Source organism: Enterobacter cloacae complex sp. IR5384, assembly GCF_049237265.1.
Classification (GTDB): Bacteria; Pseudomonadota; Gammaproteobacteria; order Enterobacterales; family Enterobacteriaceae; genus Enterobacter; species Enterobacter cloacae.
In genome coordinates, this window is sequence record NZ_JBMKHJ010000007.1 from 1 (window position 1) to 14,955 (window position 14,955).

Below are 14,955 nucleotides of genomic sequence, written 5' to 3' on the forward strand. Positions count from 1 at the left end.
CGCTCGCGCAGGATTTTCTCCACAACCTGCGGGACGGACATGTCCTGGTAAATGGCGTTCTGGTGCGAGCGGTCAAGCAGCGCCAGGCGCGGCTCAAGCGTGACCGCATAGCGGGTTTCATCTTTTGAGGTGCCCAGGCGCTCAAGCCCGCTCACCATCCCCTGTATCACCCGCACGGGCTGCTGGATTTTGATGCCGTAACCCTGGTCAACCGGAGCCTGCAGCGTCAGGGAAGCCGCTTTCATCAGCATCATCTCTTTGCTGATGGCATGGTCCGCGCTGGTGAATTCAATACGGTAGCGGAAGGGGCTGTTCAGGGCTTCATCGCCCTCAAACGCCAGCACATCAAGCCCTGATTCACAGCCTTTTATCGCCAGCAGGTGGTGGCTGTGGCTGAATCTCAACGGAGAATTGATGCTCATTGTATTCCTTCACATTGGCAGAAAAATTATGTACTGAAAAACCAGACATGCGCTAAGTGAATTAGCTACTGTTTGATCTTTATCGTATATTGCTTATAAAAATCTTGACCGGAATGCATTGTGCCAAGAGTAAACCCAGAAACAGTAACGCTATAATCACCTGTTTTTTTCGGGATACCAGATATGATGATACGATGGTAACCTTTGTTTACTTCATCTTCTCCACCAAAACTATATTTTATTTCTTCCGAATTCTATATCAGCCCTGAACCATTCGGAGTTATACTTACTGATATACTGGATTCATTAACTGCTCCACCTTTTATTTCAATAACATCCCGGCATTTATAATTAACGGTTACAACTTTAAGAACCTTTTTTTCAGGAAGGACTGTTGGGTGAGTATCGGTGCAGCCAGACACAATAACAATTAAAACATAAATTGAATATTTCATTTAGCTCAATGACTTAAATAGCACGCCTCCCCAAAAATTCCTAGCACAGTAGTTGAAACTGCTATTATCTTTTATTTGCCAATCAACTCTTCCTCAAGAGGAAGGTTTCAACTCAGTTAGAGCATCACTATCGGTATTTCTGTATTACCATTGAAGAATCACCTTAGACTTCCCAGTAATTTTTTGGTGACGAATCATCTTTTTCTCAATAATTTTTTAACACTCATAAAGGTGGGAAGACAATGACTCTTTAAAATTATTTAACATACAAATCAAGATTTTTATTGATTTATTTCCGAATATTAATCTTATATTGTTTTTCAAAATATTGCCCCGCACTAGCAACAATCCCCCCCCTAAGATTGATTGTTACAATCCCTTGTACCTTAGGCTTACCTTCTATTGTAAAATTATTATATATTTGGTGTAATATTTTTTTCAGCGAACTCCAGTTTCAGCCCAGAATTTGATGGGTTAATTTCATAACTCAGATCAACAACCGGTCCTGTACCTCCAGAGATGGTAACTGGAACATAATATTCCTGATCTATATATCCATTTGGCAACTTATTGGGCTCAAATTCAAGGTGATTGCCACACCCAGTCAAAAATAAAGAAATTAAAAAAGCCGTAATTGCAGGCATAGCAGGGATCGTCAGTTTACCTGTCCAGTAATAATCGTCACTTTCCAGCCAGCCTGGTAACGTAATTCAGCAAGACTTTCTCTGTCCCAGGAATGCCAGCAATAGCCAACTGGTAAATCATAGGCAACGACCCTTCTCATAAAGCGCTCATCCATAGGTAACGTACTGTGATCTGTCGGTCGCTGAACATAGGTACGAACATCATCCAGCATTTCAACTCTCGATTGTTTTTCATATCTGTTACGATCCTCTTTTGAACCGGGCCCCGGCAATTGAATTCCTGAAGGTTCTTTGAGCTTCATTTTCTGGTCAAAATAGCCGTAGAGCGATATGTAATAGCGATAGTCGACATTTACGGGGATATCCTTGTCGGGATCTATTTGCCCGTAACCATAGCCAATTTTTCCTGTCTGTTTTTCTTTGCTGCGATAATCTTTGTCAAAATATTCCAATTCTTTCGCTGTCATCGGTTTGGGCACCAGGGGGGCATTAATCGCCAGTTTTTGCCCTTTTACCGGTTCTGGCCAGGTCATTTTTTGCATTATTGAGTTCGTACTGTCCCAAAATGGATGACCATCTCCCAGATCGCTAAAGTTCGTTTGCGGGTTAGGTACATCCCCACAGGGAGTATTCCGCCCAAGCATACGAACATATAATGTTCCCCCTGCGGCTTTAAATAATGGATGAGGTTCAGTAAAATGACTGTCTTCCGTATTAGGTAATCCCTGCCAGCCAATACTGCGTAAAGGGGCTGAGCCCATTACCCGGTCATGAGGGTTACAGTAAATCCAGGTGGTGCCGTGGTTATCGCGCTCTGGCAGACCACTGTGCGTTTTCCCGGCCGGTGACCAGTTTTCGCCATCACTGCTGGCTCCTACAAGTAATCTTTCACATCCTTGTTTTTTTAAGCGTGTTTTGTTTTCAGCCACTTTTTTTACAATATCGGCAAACGTCGCTTCTCTGGCTTCTTAACTGATAATTTCATTCATGGGATATGAAATATAGGTTGTCATTTCATTATCCAGCGCGTAAGGCGAATTCATCACAAACAGCGCGTCCGGGGCTTCAATTGCAGCAGCGGCCAGGGCAACCATGGTTCCCTGGCTGTGTGACAGAACTGTCACTGTATCTTCAGGATGTTTATCTCGAATGGTTTTAATGAGCTTTGCCAGACGACCGGCTGCGTGGGCATAATAATGGCGCGGAGGTGCGGCAGTCAGAAGCCTGCCACGTTCTCCGTTCAATAACTGTGTGCTGAATGGCACCGGAATGCCCAGCGCTGACGGCCAGTTATCAACCCCTTTGTCACTCCATAAACTGACCAGTTGGTTGCAGCCATTCTGGAACGGACCACCTCCCCAGTAAAAGGGGCCTTTGCTTTTTCGTTGTTCAGGCGTCAGGTCGTAATAGTTATCAGCCTGTTTATTTTTCAGTGAAATAGCGTATTTATCAGTTTCATTATCAGCGGCACGATAGCCCCAGTAGAAACGAATAACCGGGGATCGGCCTTCATCACTTATTTTTCTAGGTGGTGTTAACCAAGTAGTGTGTTCTTTATTCCAATGAGGTGCTTCATATTTACTCTCCATCAATTGAAATCGCTCATCTAAAGATAACAACCCCAACCGTTCATTCAAACCATCACAAATAGCTTTCTCCGCATGGTTATACCATTCCCCCTCAGAATTCACACCATGAACGAATATAATTAAACCGGGTAATTGTAAGGGAGGTTGAACCTCTGCGTTGACCTTGACATTTTTATGTTATGTCGCAGAGTAAGGGAATGGGGTTCCATTATCTGTAGTATAAACCTCGACCTTTCGTGTAGGAGTCGTTTTGTTGTTCATCTAATATTCCTTACGACTATTATTTTGGTTCTAGTTTATGGTTACACTGCATACGTTCTTGGGGGACTTGAGAAACGTCGAATGAAAGCTCTGGTTGATAAACCGGACCAGTCACCCCAGGATAAGCGGGATGTGAAATTTCAGTTGCGGGACTAAATGTCCATTTTAGCGCATAAGCACTAGTTGGGGAGTGCTTAGCAAGCTTGTATTCAATCATATAAAACCCATCATCAGTCACTAACATGTCATAGTCTGTTGTATCCCTATTAGGATCTTGCGTATTCGAACCGTAAGTCACTGAATGCACTGTTTTCCCACCATCTGTTGTCACCGCAACAACATTCAGGCAGCCTTTATCAGATCCTTTACACGCTGCATTATTATCATTTGCTGTAATTGGAAAGGCTAAATAATCATCCCGGTTTGATAACCAGAACAGTCGCCCTTTAAATAAATAACCTGAAGAGGGGGCGATCTGGGTATGAATCCCTTTCTTTGTATTGTTATAAAATGTTTTCCCATTTTCGCAACGGGTGTATTCTTCAAGCGTAAAGTAACGTTCTTTATCAATGCGATAAATTATCTGCGGAGGACCATATACATCAGGTTGCTGTTTTTTCTTTTCCGGCTCCATCTGCATATCATTCATTGCAGAAAAAGGATTCACAAAGGCAACTCCTCCTCCATAGGGACCAGCTACACAGCCACTCAGAACAAACACACCATATACAAAACATATTCGCATGATCGGATTCATCATAATTCTGTTCCTTTCTTTATTTTTTTAATACGATCTTCAATTCATCAATCGCTTTTGACATTCTTAATGAAGAATTCCCTGAACTATCTGTAACACTAGACAAAATCTTTCCGTCCGGCAGATGAATATCATAATTCTGATTTGCTAGTGGTTTACCAGAAATGGGTTGAGTAATGATGAATTTCTCATCAAACGTAGAGGACTCAAACGACTTCATCACCCCCTGCATACTGCCAGTGCCCGCTTTCCTGATACCCGTGTTCTTAATCAGCAGGCTCACCGTTTTCAGGGACTCCGGCACATTCCCTTCGGCGATGCGCAGCGCCAGCCCTTCGACCAGCGCGGTTTTCCCCACGCCCGGCTCGCCGACCAGAATCGGGTTGTTCTTGCGACGCCGCGAGAGAATATCCACCATCTGGCGGATTTCCGTATCACGGCCGAAAACCGGGTCGATTTTGCCCTCACGCGCGTTAGCGGTGACATCAAGGGTGAATTTATCCAGCGCATTCTGTAACGCAGGCGGCAGTTCGCCCTCTTTCACCTCACTGCCGGACAGCGGCACGCTGCCGCCCTGCGCCAGTTCTTCTTCCTGCTGTACCTCTTCGCGCTCGTCTGACTGCGCATCCAGCAGCGGTCGCAGGCGCTCAAGCTGGCTCACCCCCAGCGTCAGCAGCGGCCATAAACCGTCGCAGCGCACCAGGCTCTGCCGGTCCACCAGCGCCATCAGCAGGTGAATGCTGCGTATCTGCTCTTCGCCCGCCAGCGAGGCGCGCAGCCACGCGTCCTGCATCAGGGTCTGAGTGCTGTCCGAAAGCTGCGGGCGGCCGCGCACTGAACGGGGCAGTTTCTCCAGAAAATTCAGCAAATCCTGCCATATCCCGTCCATGTCCCATTCATAACGGCGGGCCAGCACGGTGAGATCGCCTTCACCCTGCTCCAGCAGCTTCAGCAGCCAGTGCTCGGGCAGGATTTCCGCATGGGTGCGGGTCTGGCAGAGCGACGCTGCGCCTTCCATCGCACGGGCGCAGTAGGGGTTCAGACGACGTAACAGGATGGCTGGATTTTCCATGAGACTCTCTCTTTATCAGTTCCGGACACGCTACCGCCCGTCGCTTTTCCTGTCATTCAGGAACCCAAAGCGCATAAGGTCGGGCAGGCAGATTGTGTTTTTCTTTGCTGAACGTCCGCGGTTACAGGCGTTCAGCAAAACGGCGGACGGGAGAACCCGTCCGCACGAGACTCAGGCGGTGGCGCGTTCGTTCCAGGAATCGGAATGAATGATGTTGCCGTCCTTGTAGGCCCAGGTGATTTTTTCGTAGCGCAGCTCAATCTGCTCCAGATGGTTGTGCTTCTCGAAAGACGGATCCTTGATGTCATGCATCACCGGATTCACCTTCACCACCTTCACGTTTTCCAGTCTGGTGTTGAAGTACTCCACTTCCTGGCCGGCATCGTTGATTTTGTACCACTTGAATTCCGCAGATTTCAGGGTCTGGCCGGTGGTCACCGCCTTGTACAGGTACGGGCTGGATGAGTCGATCTCCTTGGTGAACAGGAACGGCGTGTGATTCGCCCGCAGCAGCGGGAGGGACAACACCACCACCGCATCCTGTGATCCACTCTCAAGCGCCAGAACCGGTGGAAGATCGTCAGCATTATCAGTGTCGATAAGCGTCCCGTCAGGGAAACGAATGTGCAGATGACGAGCCTGCAGGCGGCCCAGTTTCAGTACATCCGGTTCGAAAGTGGCATCAATCACTCCCCAGGGATGGGAGAGACCTAACCGGGCGATGCATTCCGCAGACCAGGCCGCATACGCGGCCTGTTGCTGGAAGTGCTGGGGAGAGACCATCTGGCCCCTGCCCCATAACGGTTGTTCCGTTTTCATTGGCTTCCTGCCTTAACTTACGCTTTCGCCTTCGGCATCTGGCTCACCAGCGACAGGTTCACGTCCATGCCTTCCACCTGGAAGTGCGGCACCGCGAACAGCTTCACGCGGAAGAAGCCCGGGTTGTCCTCAATGTCTTCCACCACCACCTTCGCGTCGCGCAGCGGGTGTGAGGCCTGCAGTTCGTCGCCCGGATCGGTCATTTCGGTCACCAGACTGCGTACCCATGTATTGAGTTCCAGCTCCAGCAGACGGCGATCTTTCGTCGTACCGATATTTTCGCGCTGAATCAGTTTCAGGTAATGCGCAATGCGCGACAGCAGGAAGATATACGGCAGACGGGCGTTGATGCGGCTGTTGGCCGTGGCGTCGGCGGTATCGTACAGCGCCGGTTTCTGCGCCGAGTTTGCCGAGAAGAAGCAGGCGTAATCACGGTTCTTGTAGTACGACAGCGGTATAAAGCCCAGGTTAGCGAATTCAAACTCGCGGGTTTCCGGGATCATCACCTCTGACGGGATCTTCACCTGGTTGCCGGTACCCAGATCGTACAGGTGGATCGGCAGGTCTTTCACGGCCCCGCCTGCCTGCGGGCCACGAATTTGCACGCACCAGCCGTTGTTGATGAAGCTCTTCACCATGTTGGAGGCGAAGGAGAAAGATGCGCTTGTCCACAGGTATTTTTCGTGGTCCGGACCTTTCACCTGCTCAACGTAGTTGAAACTGCGCACCGGCACCGTGTCCGGACCGTAAGGCAGACGCCCCAGCACGCGCGGCATCACCAGGCCGATATAACGGGCATCGTCGGTGTCGCGGAAGGATTTCCATTTGATGTATTCGGCACGGTCGAAGTAGTTACCGATGTCCTTAATCGCGGCCACCTCTTCCATCGATTCCTTGAGGAAGAATTTCGGCCCGACGGCACCGATAAATGGCATATGCGCGGCGGCAGAGACTTTCGAGATATTGCGCAACAGCGCCACGTCCTGCGGGCTTGCGTCAAATTCGTACGCTGAAATAACCGAGCCAATCGGCTCGCCGCCCGGGGTGTCGTATTCAGCGGTATAGGTGTGCCAGTACAGGCCGCTCTGGATAAGTTCCGGCGCATCTTCAAAGTCCTGGTGCAGGTCGTCTTTGGACACATCCAGAATTTCCGTTTTCACGTTCTGGCGGTAGTCGGTGTTGTCCACCAGTTGCTTCAGGCCACGCCACAGGGATTCCACCTTCTGGAATTCTGCATGATGCATCACCGCATCCAGCTGGCGGCTGATTTGGAAATCCAGCTCCGCGATATGGTGGTCAATCAGGGTTTTATCGAGTTTTTCCACTGGCTGGCCGGATTTGCGGATGCAGTCCATAAATACCTGCATTGCCGCTGTCAGGCGCTCACCTGCCGGAGCATCAGACAGTGCGGCATCGTCCAGAAACGCATTGATATCGCCCAGGCTTGTGGCCGGGGTCAGGTTGATTTTGTCGAACAGGGAGGCGTAGACGCTCTCTTTTTCCAGCACAGTGGTCTGCCCCTGCGCGGAGCCATTTTCAGTATTAACAGACATCAGCATTCTCTCGTTTAATCCATTAAAAGACGCGCCCGTTTTTATTTCGGGGCCAGGGCACTCATTTCGTTACGTAATTCCTGAGACAGCGCCGGGTCCTTAAGAATTTTCTCGAGCTCTTTTCTGAAAGTGGCGTTATCCAGCAGATTGGACTTGAGGTCACGTAATAAATTACGCATCGCCAGCATGGCACGAAGCTGAGGAATTTGTCGGGCCACCTGTTCGGGTTCAAAATCTTTCATATCTGAAAAGCGCAGCGTCACATTCTCTTCCGTACGCTCACCCGCCAGCGTATTCGGAACCGTCATGTTGACCTCCGGGTTAAATTCCGAAAGTACACTGTTGAGGTTATTTTTGTTGACGTTGATTTTCTTTCTTTCAGATAATGGCCGGCTCTCTTTACCGTTACTGAAATCACCGACAGTGAGTAATTTAAGGGGTAACTCAACTTTCTTCTGTGCCCCTCCGGTATGCAATGCAAGTTTTAAATTAATGCGTGCCTTAGGCACTTCGTTCTGGAACGAGTCAGCCATAGTGGCCCCTTTCCGTGAGGAATATTTGTTGAAAATAACGACACTTCTTTACAAACCCGATATTAGAATAAATCACCACAAAAAAATCAACAATATAGATCCAAAATCCACAATTGAACTTTTATTAATAACCTTCATCTTATTTATTTCACAAATAATTCCAGAGAGGCAATTGCCATAAGAAACCCTGACTGTATTTATCAGGAAAGCCAGCACAAAAATCCAGATGCCTGCTAATGATACGATTATGACGAAAGTAACATATCTTATTGACCTAAATCAAAATCATTGCTGTCCAGCAATTGGACACAAAAATATAGCACAACGCAAACCAGATATAGCAGTGGTGAATTATTCTTTTGTGCTTTATCTCCAGGAACGAAGTTCTTTTTCGGATGAAACAATATTCATAAAACGTGGCAAACACCCCATAATCATTCGTAAAATGAATATTCCCACCGAATGTTAACCTTTAGCACCTGCTGATTATAAACCTCCCGACAACGCTCAGTCTAAAAAATAATGATTTAAAACACACAAATACCTGACATTAATTTCCATACTAAAAGTCCATTTTATTCTGTTTCCGGAAATTGCTGACAGGTAATAATGGTCTCCCTGTCCGTAATGAACCGGAGAGAATGCTGGCAACACAGGCAGACTCAACATGGGTTTTCCGCCATTCTGCGTCCGTAGCTCAGTTGGTTAGAGCACCACCTTGACATGGTGGGGGTCGGTGGTTCGAGTCCACTCGGACGCACCATTTCAATCCTGAAATGGTGCAAATCCTCTTCTTGTAGTCTGAATAATCCCAATCGCCTGATTTTTTACGCTTTCTCCTGCTACGCTTTTCATATGACAAAAAAAAGCAGGAACAGTGTCGATGAAAAAAATCGCCATTATCGGCTCCGGCCCCACAGGGATTTACACCTTTTACGCGCTCCTGAAGCATAAAACGCCACTGGCCGTTTCCATTTTCGAAAAAGCCGAGGAAGCGGGCGTGGGCATGCCCTATCGAATTGATGAAAACTCGCGTCTGATGCTGGCGAATATTGCCAGCATTGAAATCCCACCCGTTTTTATGACCTACCTCGACTGGTTAAAAGAGCAGAGTGCAGCCCATCTCGCCCGCTATCACGTCGAGAAAGCTTCCCTGCACGACCGGCAGTTTCTGCCCCGAATCCTGCTGGGGGAATATTTTCGTGACAGTTTTCTCAGGGTGGTCAAAGAGGCTCGCAGGCTGGGATTTCAGGTCGATATCCATGAATCCGCCGAGGTGACGGATATCGCCACCGACAAAGACGGCGTTACGCTTTCGGTAAATAACAGCCGCTTACCTGAACGCTTCAATCTTGCCGTCATCGCCACCGGCCACGTCTGGCCTGATGAGGATGAGGCCACGCGCACCTTCTTCCCAAGCCCCTGGTCCGGGTTGATGGACGCCGATATCCCAGCCTGTCGGGTGGGGATTATGAGGACCTCATTAAGCGGACTGGACGCCGCCATGGCGGTTGTTATGCAGCATGGCGCCTTTGTTGATGACAAATTCGTTCTGGATAAGGGCAGCGAGGCGTTAAAAATAGTTCTCATGTCCCGGACAGGCATTCTGCCTGAGGCCGATTTTTACTGCCCTATTCCTTACGAGCCGCTGTCGGTATTAACTGAATTTGTCGTTGAGAATGAAATCGCCAAAGGGTCTGACGGCCTGCTGGATCGTATTTTTACCCTGATGGTCAAAGAGCTGGAACTCGCCGACCCGGCATGGTGTGAGAAAATCGGGCTGCGCGCCCTGGATGCGGACACCCTTCGCGATGCCTGGTTTGAGGACCGCAAACAGCACGGTCCGTTTAGCTGGGCAGAAGCCAATCTTAATGAGGTCGAACGCAACAAACGTGAGCGGCGAACGGTGCCCTGGCGCTACACCGTGCTTCGGTTGCACGAGGTGGTTCAGGAGATCGTGCCGCATCTTAATGAGCCGGACCGGGAACGTTTCAAACAGGGACTTGCGCGGGTGTTTATCGACAACTACGCCGCCATTCCACCGCAGTCTATCCGTCGGCTGCTTGCGCTGCGCGAGGCCGGGATCATCAGCGTTGTCGCATTAGGTGATGATTACACGCTGGATGTCGGTCGCGCCCAGACGGCGATCGCGACTGAAGACAACACCTATCTCTTTGACGTGTTTATTGATGCCCGCGGGCAAAAACCGCTGAAAACAGAGGATCTGCCTTTCCCGACACTGCGCAAACAGCTGCAGGCGACAGGCGACGAGATCCCTGATATTGGCGAGGATTACACGCTTAAAGCACCAGAAACGGTGCGCGGGAGAATCGCGTTTGGCGCGATACCGTGGCTGATGCACGATCATCCCTTCGTTCAGGGACTGGCCGAGTGTGCCGAGATTGCCGGGTCGATGGCGAAAGCGGCGGAAAAACCCGCTTCTGGGTTACGCAGGAGATTGCCGTATTTCGATAGCTGACAGGGCTTCCATGCCCTGACCGTCATTATTCGAAGAACACTTCCGGGTTCTCTGACAGAGAAACGAAGGTTTTCGTCGCTTTATCCAGCGCACGAATTTCACCGCTCTCAATGTCATACACCCAGCCGTGCAGGCGAAGGGCGTTATTGCGCAGACCCACAGCAACGGATGGATGGGTTTTGATGTTGCTCAGCTGCGCAAAGACGTTCTCCTGCACCATTGCATTCACTTTGTCGATCGGCTGATCCCAGCTTTTCTTCTCCACCACCGCTTTAGCGGCATCAGAATAACGCAGCCAGTGGGAGACGGCAGGCATCGGTTCGAGGTTCGCGTTATCCGCAATCGCCTTCATCGCCCCACAGTTGGAGTGACCGCAAATCACAATATCCGTCACGCCAAGCGCCACAACGGCATATTCGATGGTTGCGGAGACACCGCCCGGCTCTGGCCCGAACGGCGGCACAATGTTGCCAGCATTTCGAATGACAAAGAGCTGTCCTGGCTCTTGCTGAGTGACCAGTTCTGGTACCAGACGGCTGTCGGAGCATGAGATGAACAGCGCTTTGGGATTCTGGCTGGACGCTAAACTGCGGAAGAGCTCTTTACGTTGCGGGAAAATCTCTTTTTGAAAGTTGAGGAAACCTTCAATGATATGTTGCATAGCAATTTCTCTTTTATCTGTTGTTGTTTAGGTATGATCGGGATCACACTCGTGAAGTTTACCCATCGTGCTTTACCTGAGACAAGCAATATATTTCTGGCCTGACCGCTGCACAATCTCATCCGCGTTTGCCGGGATGTTTTGTCCCTCAAAGGCACCGTACAGGCGGGCAAATTTTTTGCCTTCCAGAAGACCGGTAATCCGCTCAACGGTGCGGGCTGGCAGCGGCAGCATATTCGGGTAGCTCCACATAAACGAAACGGCGTCTTTTCCGGGCGTGACCTGAAGAATATCCCCCGCCAGCAATACGCCTTCGCCCTCCTGCCAGTGCAGCACCGTACCGCCTGCAAAATGTCCCCCCAGACGCAACAAGGTGACCGACGGAAATAGTTCCAGCGCATCCCCTTCCCAGAACTGAATGGCAGGACTGCCGCGCATGACCCACTCTCTGTCGCTGGCGTGCAGGTACACCGGTGCATTAAATACCGCAGCCCAGGTCTGCATGGTGGTGTAATAGTGTGGGTGCGAGATCGCAATCGCGCTGATGCCGCCGAGCGCGGTAATGAGCGTTTTGGTTGCCGGGTCGAGGTTGGCAATACAGTCCCAGAGAATATTGCCGTGTGGGGTACGTAAAAGCAGCGCGCGCTGGTTAATCGCAAAGGCAGGCACCGTTTTGATACTGAACAGCTGTGGCTCCAGTTGCTGCCATTTGTTGCTGTGGGTGGAAGTCACGGTAGCAAAGTCAATCCACGCCTGGCCGCTGTGCGGAACATACTGGCGTTCATCCTCGCAAATCGGGCATGTTTCCGGCGTGGCGTCATACGCAGTACCACAGGTTTTGCAGAGTGTCATCATATGCATTCCTCAGCCATAAAGCAGAGAGTATGGCAGGGATTATCCATATGTGCTGCGAGGTACATTGCTGGCCTTTTTTGCCCTATACTGTGCCAGTATCAAAAACTGAACAAAGCAGGTGCCACATGGAAATTGATCTCGAAAACCTGGTCTTTAACGGACTGGATGAAGCAGAAGAGCGTAATGCGGAACGTCTGGACGACGCAGATAAAAAAGCCCAGGCGATTGTTGCAGATGACGACTGCGGCGATGCCTGCAAGATCTGATGAAAAAGCACCGGTTAACCCGGTGCTTTTTTTTGGTTACTTTTTCAGCCCGTCAATGGCCGCCTGCGCGCAGGCTTCATCAAGATGACCGCCCGGCGCACCGCCGATGCCAATCGCCCCGATCACCTCATCGCCCTCTTTCACCGGCAGGCCGCCCGCCAGCAGCAGGAAGCCCGGAATATCACGCATGTTTTGCGCGCCGGCGTTGCTCTGCGCCGCTTCCATCACTTTGCCTGAGGCATTCTTTGCGCTGAGCGCCGTCCAGGCTTTCATTTCGCTGGCTTTAACCGTATGAGGACCGGCATTGTCCGTACGCTGCACGGCTTTCACCACACCCGCACGGTCAACCACGGTGACCGTCACCTGATAATTCTTTGCCGTACACGCCTGAATGGCGGACGTGGCCAGCGCATTCGCCTGCGCCAGCGAGAGACTCTTTTGGTTTAACGTATCGGCCTGTGCCGACAGACTTACGCTACCTGCGGCCAGTGCCGCAACCATCATTAATTTTTTCATCGCACTTCCTCGCGTGTTGGGATACGTGGCAGAGCGTACCCCACCGGGCGATGAAACATAATTCGGTTGAATACGCACTCAACCTGGTAGTTATACGGATTGCAATTTATCGTATTCGCGTATTGCCTGAACCAGACTGCCGACGCCAAGCTTGGTAAACGCCGCCGCGCGGTGTGCTTCCACCGTCCGTGGCGAGAGATTCAGCCGGGCGGCCACCTCTTTGTTGCTGAGCCCTTTCATCAACTCCCCCAGCACCTCATGCTCCCGCGCGGTTAATTGTGCGAAGCGCGCTTTCACCCGGGAGGTTTCCTGCCAGCCGGCAAACCGGCGCTGACTCTCCTCAAAGGCTAACCCTACCGTTTCGATAAGCTTATCGGCATCCAGCGGCTTGGTGAAAAACTCAAACACGCCGTTACGAAATGCCCGACGACAGGCATCTACGGTCCCGTGCCCGGTCATGATGATTACCGGCAGCAGGGGCCAGGGCCATTTCCCCTCCTCAAGCCAGGTGAGCCCGCCTTTGCCCGGCATCCGCATATCCAGCAGCATGCAGCCTACCAGCTCCGCGTCCCGTGCATGGGCCGCGGTAAAGGCATCAACGCTTTCAAACGTCCTGACCGGCCACCCCATGCCCGAAAGCAAAAACGCCATCGACTCTCTGATGGATTCATCATCATCAATCAGCCAGATTGTGTTATCCAACCGTAGCCTCCTTTCCGTTTGCCAGTTGTAGCCGGATCTCTGCCCCGCCCTGCGGCGCATTGCCCAGCGTAATCGATCCATTCATACGCGTCATTAATGATTCCGTTAAGGTCATTCCCAGGCCAATGCCCTCTTCCCGGCCGCTGTAAAACGGCATAAAGGCATTCTGTAACGCCTCCGGACTAAAGCCTGGCCCGCCGTCCGTCACGGTAATCTGAATGCCACTCTCGGTTTTGTGGCTTTCAATCTTTACCCAGCCAGCAGGACTCGCCTGTTGGGCCTGAATCGCATTGCTGAGCAGATTATGCAGCACCTGCTCCAGCCAGAGCGGGTCGGCCAGCACGGTGGTGGCCCCGAGGGCAAACACATGGCTGACCGAGATATGCTCAGCCCTGCGCTCATGCTCAAGTAAGTTCACCACCTGTAGCCAGCATGCTGCCAGATCGGTTTCCCGCAGGGTGACTTTCTCCTTCACAACGTGCTCACGAAAACGGGTTAATAATGCGCTAATACGCTGCGTTTGTGTCAGCGCAGCCGACAGCGCCTGCGACACGGCCTGGCCGTTTTCCTGCTGTAACTGACGCTGCGCGCCCTGGATCCACGTCTGGACGGCGGTCAGCGGCTGGTTTATCTCATGCACAATACCTGCGGTGATCTCCCCAAGGGTATTGAGCCTGGCGTGCTGGTAATAGCGCGCCCTTTGCTCGGCGTCTTTACGCGCTTTACGCTGCCAGAGCACCACGTTTGCCAGCGCAATCACTATCCCCCAGCCGATAAACAGTAAAGGGTAAACAGACCAGGAGACGCCAAACCAGTCCGGCCGGGAATCCGCTTCAAGCGTAAAAGGTTGCGTATGTTGCGGGAAGGTGCGTTGCCAGTGCCAGAATGCGTCAGAGGGCCGTTCTTCTCTGGTCGGTATGAAGCGGATCCCAAGGTGGGTAAACGGATGATGCGCATTCAGAATCGGCCCGAGATCCACCCGCACGCGGATCTGACGCCAGGGGTTATAAAGCCAGTACTGCATCTCGTGGGCAGGCTCCACCCGCGCCGCATCCAGTGGGCGTCCCGTCGTTTTTTCCAGGGCGAGCAGATGGGGGAATTTTTTGCGCAAGGCGGCAATGTCTTCATCGCCATTCAAAAGCGGTAAGACCGATTCATTTTGCGTCAGGACCGCGCTTAATTCGGAAAATAACGCCGAGAACTCACGGTCTCGTTCCCAGAACTGACGGCGAATTTGTTCGGCGTAGAGCAGTACGCCGCTGAGCGTGCACGCTATCGCCCAAAGAACGATAGCGCGTTTCATCATGCTGTTGGTGGTCATTGCGTTAACAGGGGCAGTGGCGAATGCCGAGACCTTACCAGCTAACCCTG

13 protein-coding genes, 1 tRNA gene and 4 pseudogenes are annotated in these 14,955 nt (G+C 51.1%); 3 read left to right on the forward strand and 15 right to left on the reverse strand.

Annotation, left to right across the window (positions count from 1 at the left end):
• From ACOTX3_RS08195 to tssB, 10 genes and pseudogenes are all read right to left on the reverse strand, one after another.
• Positions 1 to 422: contractile injection system protein, VgrG/Pvc8 family (locus ACOTX3_RS08195; RefSeq protein WP_421634972.1), on the reverse strand; the 422-nt coding region annotated here is incomplete at its 3' end.
• A 254-nt stretch (positions 423 to 676) separates the two neighbouring features.
• Complete coding sequence (locus tag ACOTX3_RS08200; protein ID WP_127869297.1) at positions 677 to 877, reverse strand: hypothetical protein; 201 nt, start codon at positions 875 to 877, stop codon at positions 677 to 679.
• Positions 878 to 1,290: 413 nt separating this feature from the next.
• Positions 1,291 to 1,521, reverse strand: coding sequence for a hypothetical protein (locus ACOTX3_RS08205; RefSeq protein WP_176601177.1), 231 nt, complete (start codon positions 1,519 to 1,521; stop codon positions 1,291 to 1,293).
• Between the two features lie 11 nt (positions 1,522 to 1,532).
• A pseudogene (locus ACOTX3_RS08210) lies at positions 1,533 to 3,212 on the reverse strand (T6SS effector phospholipase Tle3 domain-containing protein).
• 178 nt (positions 3,213 to 3,390) lie between these two features.
• On the reverse strand, positions 3,391 to 4,131 hold the full coding sequence (locus ACOTX3_RS08215) for a T6SS immunity protein Tli3 family protein (protein ID WP_127869296.1): 741 nt from the start codon (positions 4,129 to 4,131) through the stop codon (positions 3,391 to 3,393).
• 232 nt (positions 4,132 to 4,363) lie between these two features.
• Positions 4,364 to 5,200: pseudogene (locus tag ACOTX3_RS08220) on the reverse strand (Clp protease N-terminal domain-containing protein); the annotation flags it as partial.
• Between the two features lie 171 nt (positions 5,201 to 5,371).
• Positions 5,372 to 5,698 (reverse strand): annotated as a pseudogene (tssD, locus tag ACOTX3_RS08225) (type VI secretion system tube protein TssD); the annotation flags it as partial.
• A pseudogene (gene tssK / locus ACOTX3_RS08230) lies at positions 5,699 to 6,019 on the reverse strand (type VI secretion system baseplate subunit TssK); the annotation flags it as partial.
• Positions 6,020 to 6,036: 17 nt separating this feature from the next.
• On the reverse strand, positions 6,037 to 7,572 hold the full coding sequence (tssC, locus tag ACOTX3_RS08235) for a type VI secretion system contractile sheath large subunit (protein ID WP_105826596.1): 1,536 nt from the start codon (positions 7,570 to 7,572) through the stop codon (positions 6,037 to 6,039).
• A gap of 41 nt (positions 7,573 to 7,613) precedes the next feature.
• Entirely contained in the window at positions 7,614 to 8,105 is a 492-nt protein-coding gene (gene tssB / locus ACOTX3_RS08240; RefSeq protein ID WP_105826565.1) for a type VI secretion system contractile sheath small subunit, read from the reverse strand.
• 686 nt (positions 8,106 to 8,791) lie between these two features.
• Here tssB and ACOTX3_RS08245 point away from each other — a divergent pair.
• A tRNA-Val gene (locus ACOTX3_RS08245) sits at positions 8,792 to 8,868 on the forward strand.
• A 120-nt stretch (positions 8,869 to 8,988) separates the two neighbouring features.
• Positions 8,989 to 10,584, forward strand: a complete 1,596-nt coding sequence (locus ACOTX3_RS08250; RefSeq protein ID WP_127868967.1) for an FAD-NAD(P)-binding protein — start codon at positions 8,989 to 8,991, stop codon at positions 10,582 to 10,584.
• Positions 10,585 to 10,609: 25 nt separating this feature from the next.
• On the opposite strand, the gene ACOTX3_RS08255 is transcribed toward ACOTX3_RS08250, so the two are convergent.
• Complete coding sequence (locus tag ACOTX3_RS08255; protein ID WP_013096936.1) at positions 10,610 to 11,245, reverse strand: carbonic anhydrase; 636 nt, start codon at positions 11,243 to 11,245, stop codon at positions 10,610 to 10,612.
• Between the two features lie 72 nt (positions 11,246 to 11,317).
• A complete protein-coding gene (locus tag ACOTX3_RS08260; protein ID WP_058679096.1) occupies positions 11,318 to 12,100 on the reverse strand; it encodes a hypothetical protein in 783 nt (260 codons plus the stop codon).
• A 125-nt stretch (positions 12,101 to 12,225) separates the two neighbouring features.
• Between ACOTX3_RS08260 and ACOTX3_RS08265 the strand changes: the two genes are divergently transcribed.
• Positions 12,226 to 12,366 (forward strand): hypothetical protein, encoded by a 141-nt coding sequence (locus ACOTX3_RS08265; protein ID WP_013096938.1) that lies wholly within the window; start codon positions 12,226 to 12,228, stop codon positions 12,364 to 12,366.
• A 36-nt stretch (positions 12,367 to 12,402) separates the two neighbouring features.
• Here ACOTX3_RS08265 and ACOTX3_RS08270 read toward each other — a convergent pair whose 3' ends face one another.
• The 3 genes from ACOTX3_RS08270 to ACOTX3_RS08280 all read right to left on the reverse strand — a co-directional run bounded on the left by ACOTX3_RS08270 (position 12,403) and on the right by ACOTX3_RS08280 (position 14,905).
• Positions 12,403 to 12,882 carry a GlcG/HbpS family heme-binding protein gene (locus ACOTX3_RS08270; protein ID WP_020688318.1) on the reverse strand — a complete coding sequence of 160 codons (480 nt, stop codon included), beginning with the start codon at positions 12,880 to 12,882 and terminating at the stop codon, positions 12,403 to 12,405.
• Positions 12,883 to 12,972: 90 nt separating this feature from the next.
• Positions 12,973 to 13,584 (reverse strand): response regulator transcription factor, encoded by a 612-nt coding sequence (locus tag ACOTX3_RS08275; protein WP_047023691.1) that lies wholly within the window; start codon positions 13,582 to 13,584, stop codon positions 12,973 to 12,975.
• Positions 13,577 to 14,905, reverse strand: a complete 1,329-nt coding sequence (locus ACOTX3_RS08280; protein ID WP_058679097.1) for a sensor histidine kinase — start codon at positions 14,903 to 14,905, stop codon at positions 13,577 to 13,579. The genes ACOTX3_RS08275 and ACOTX3_RS08280 overlap by 8 nt, the downstream gene beginning before the upstream one ends.
• Between the last annotated feature and the right edge of the window lie 50 nt (positions 14,906 to 14,955).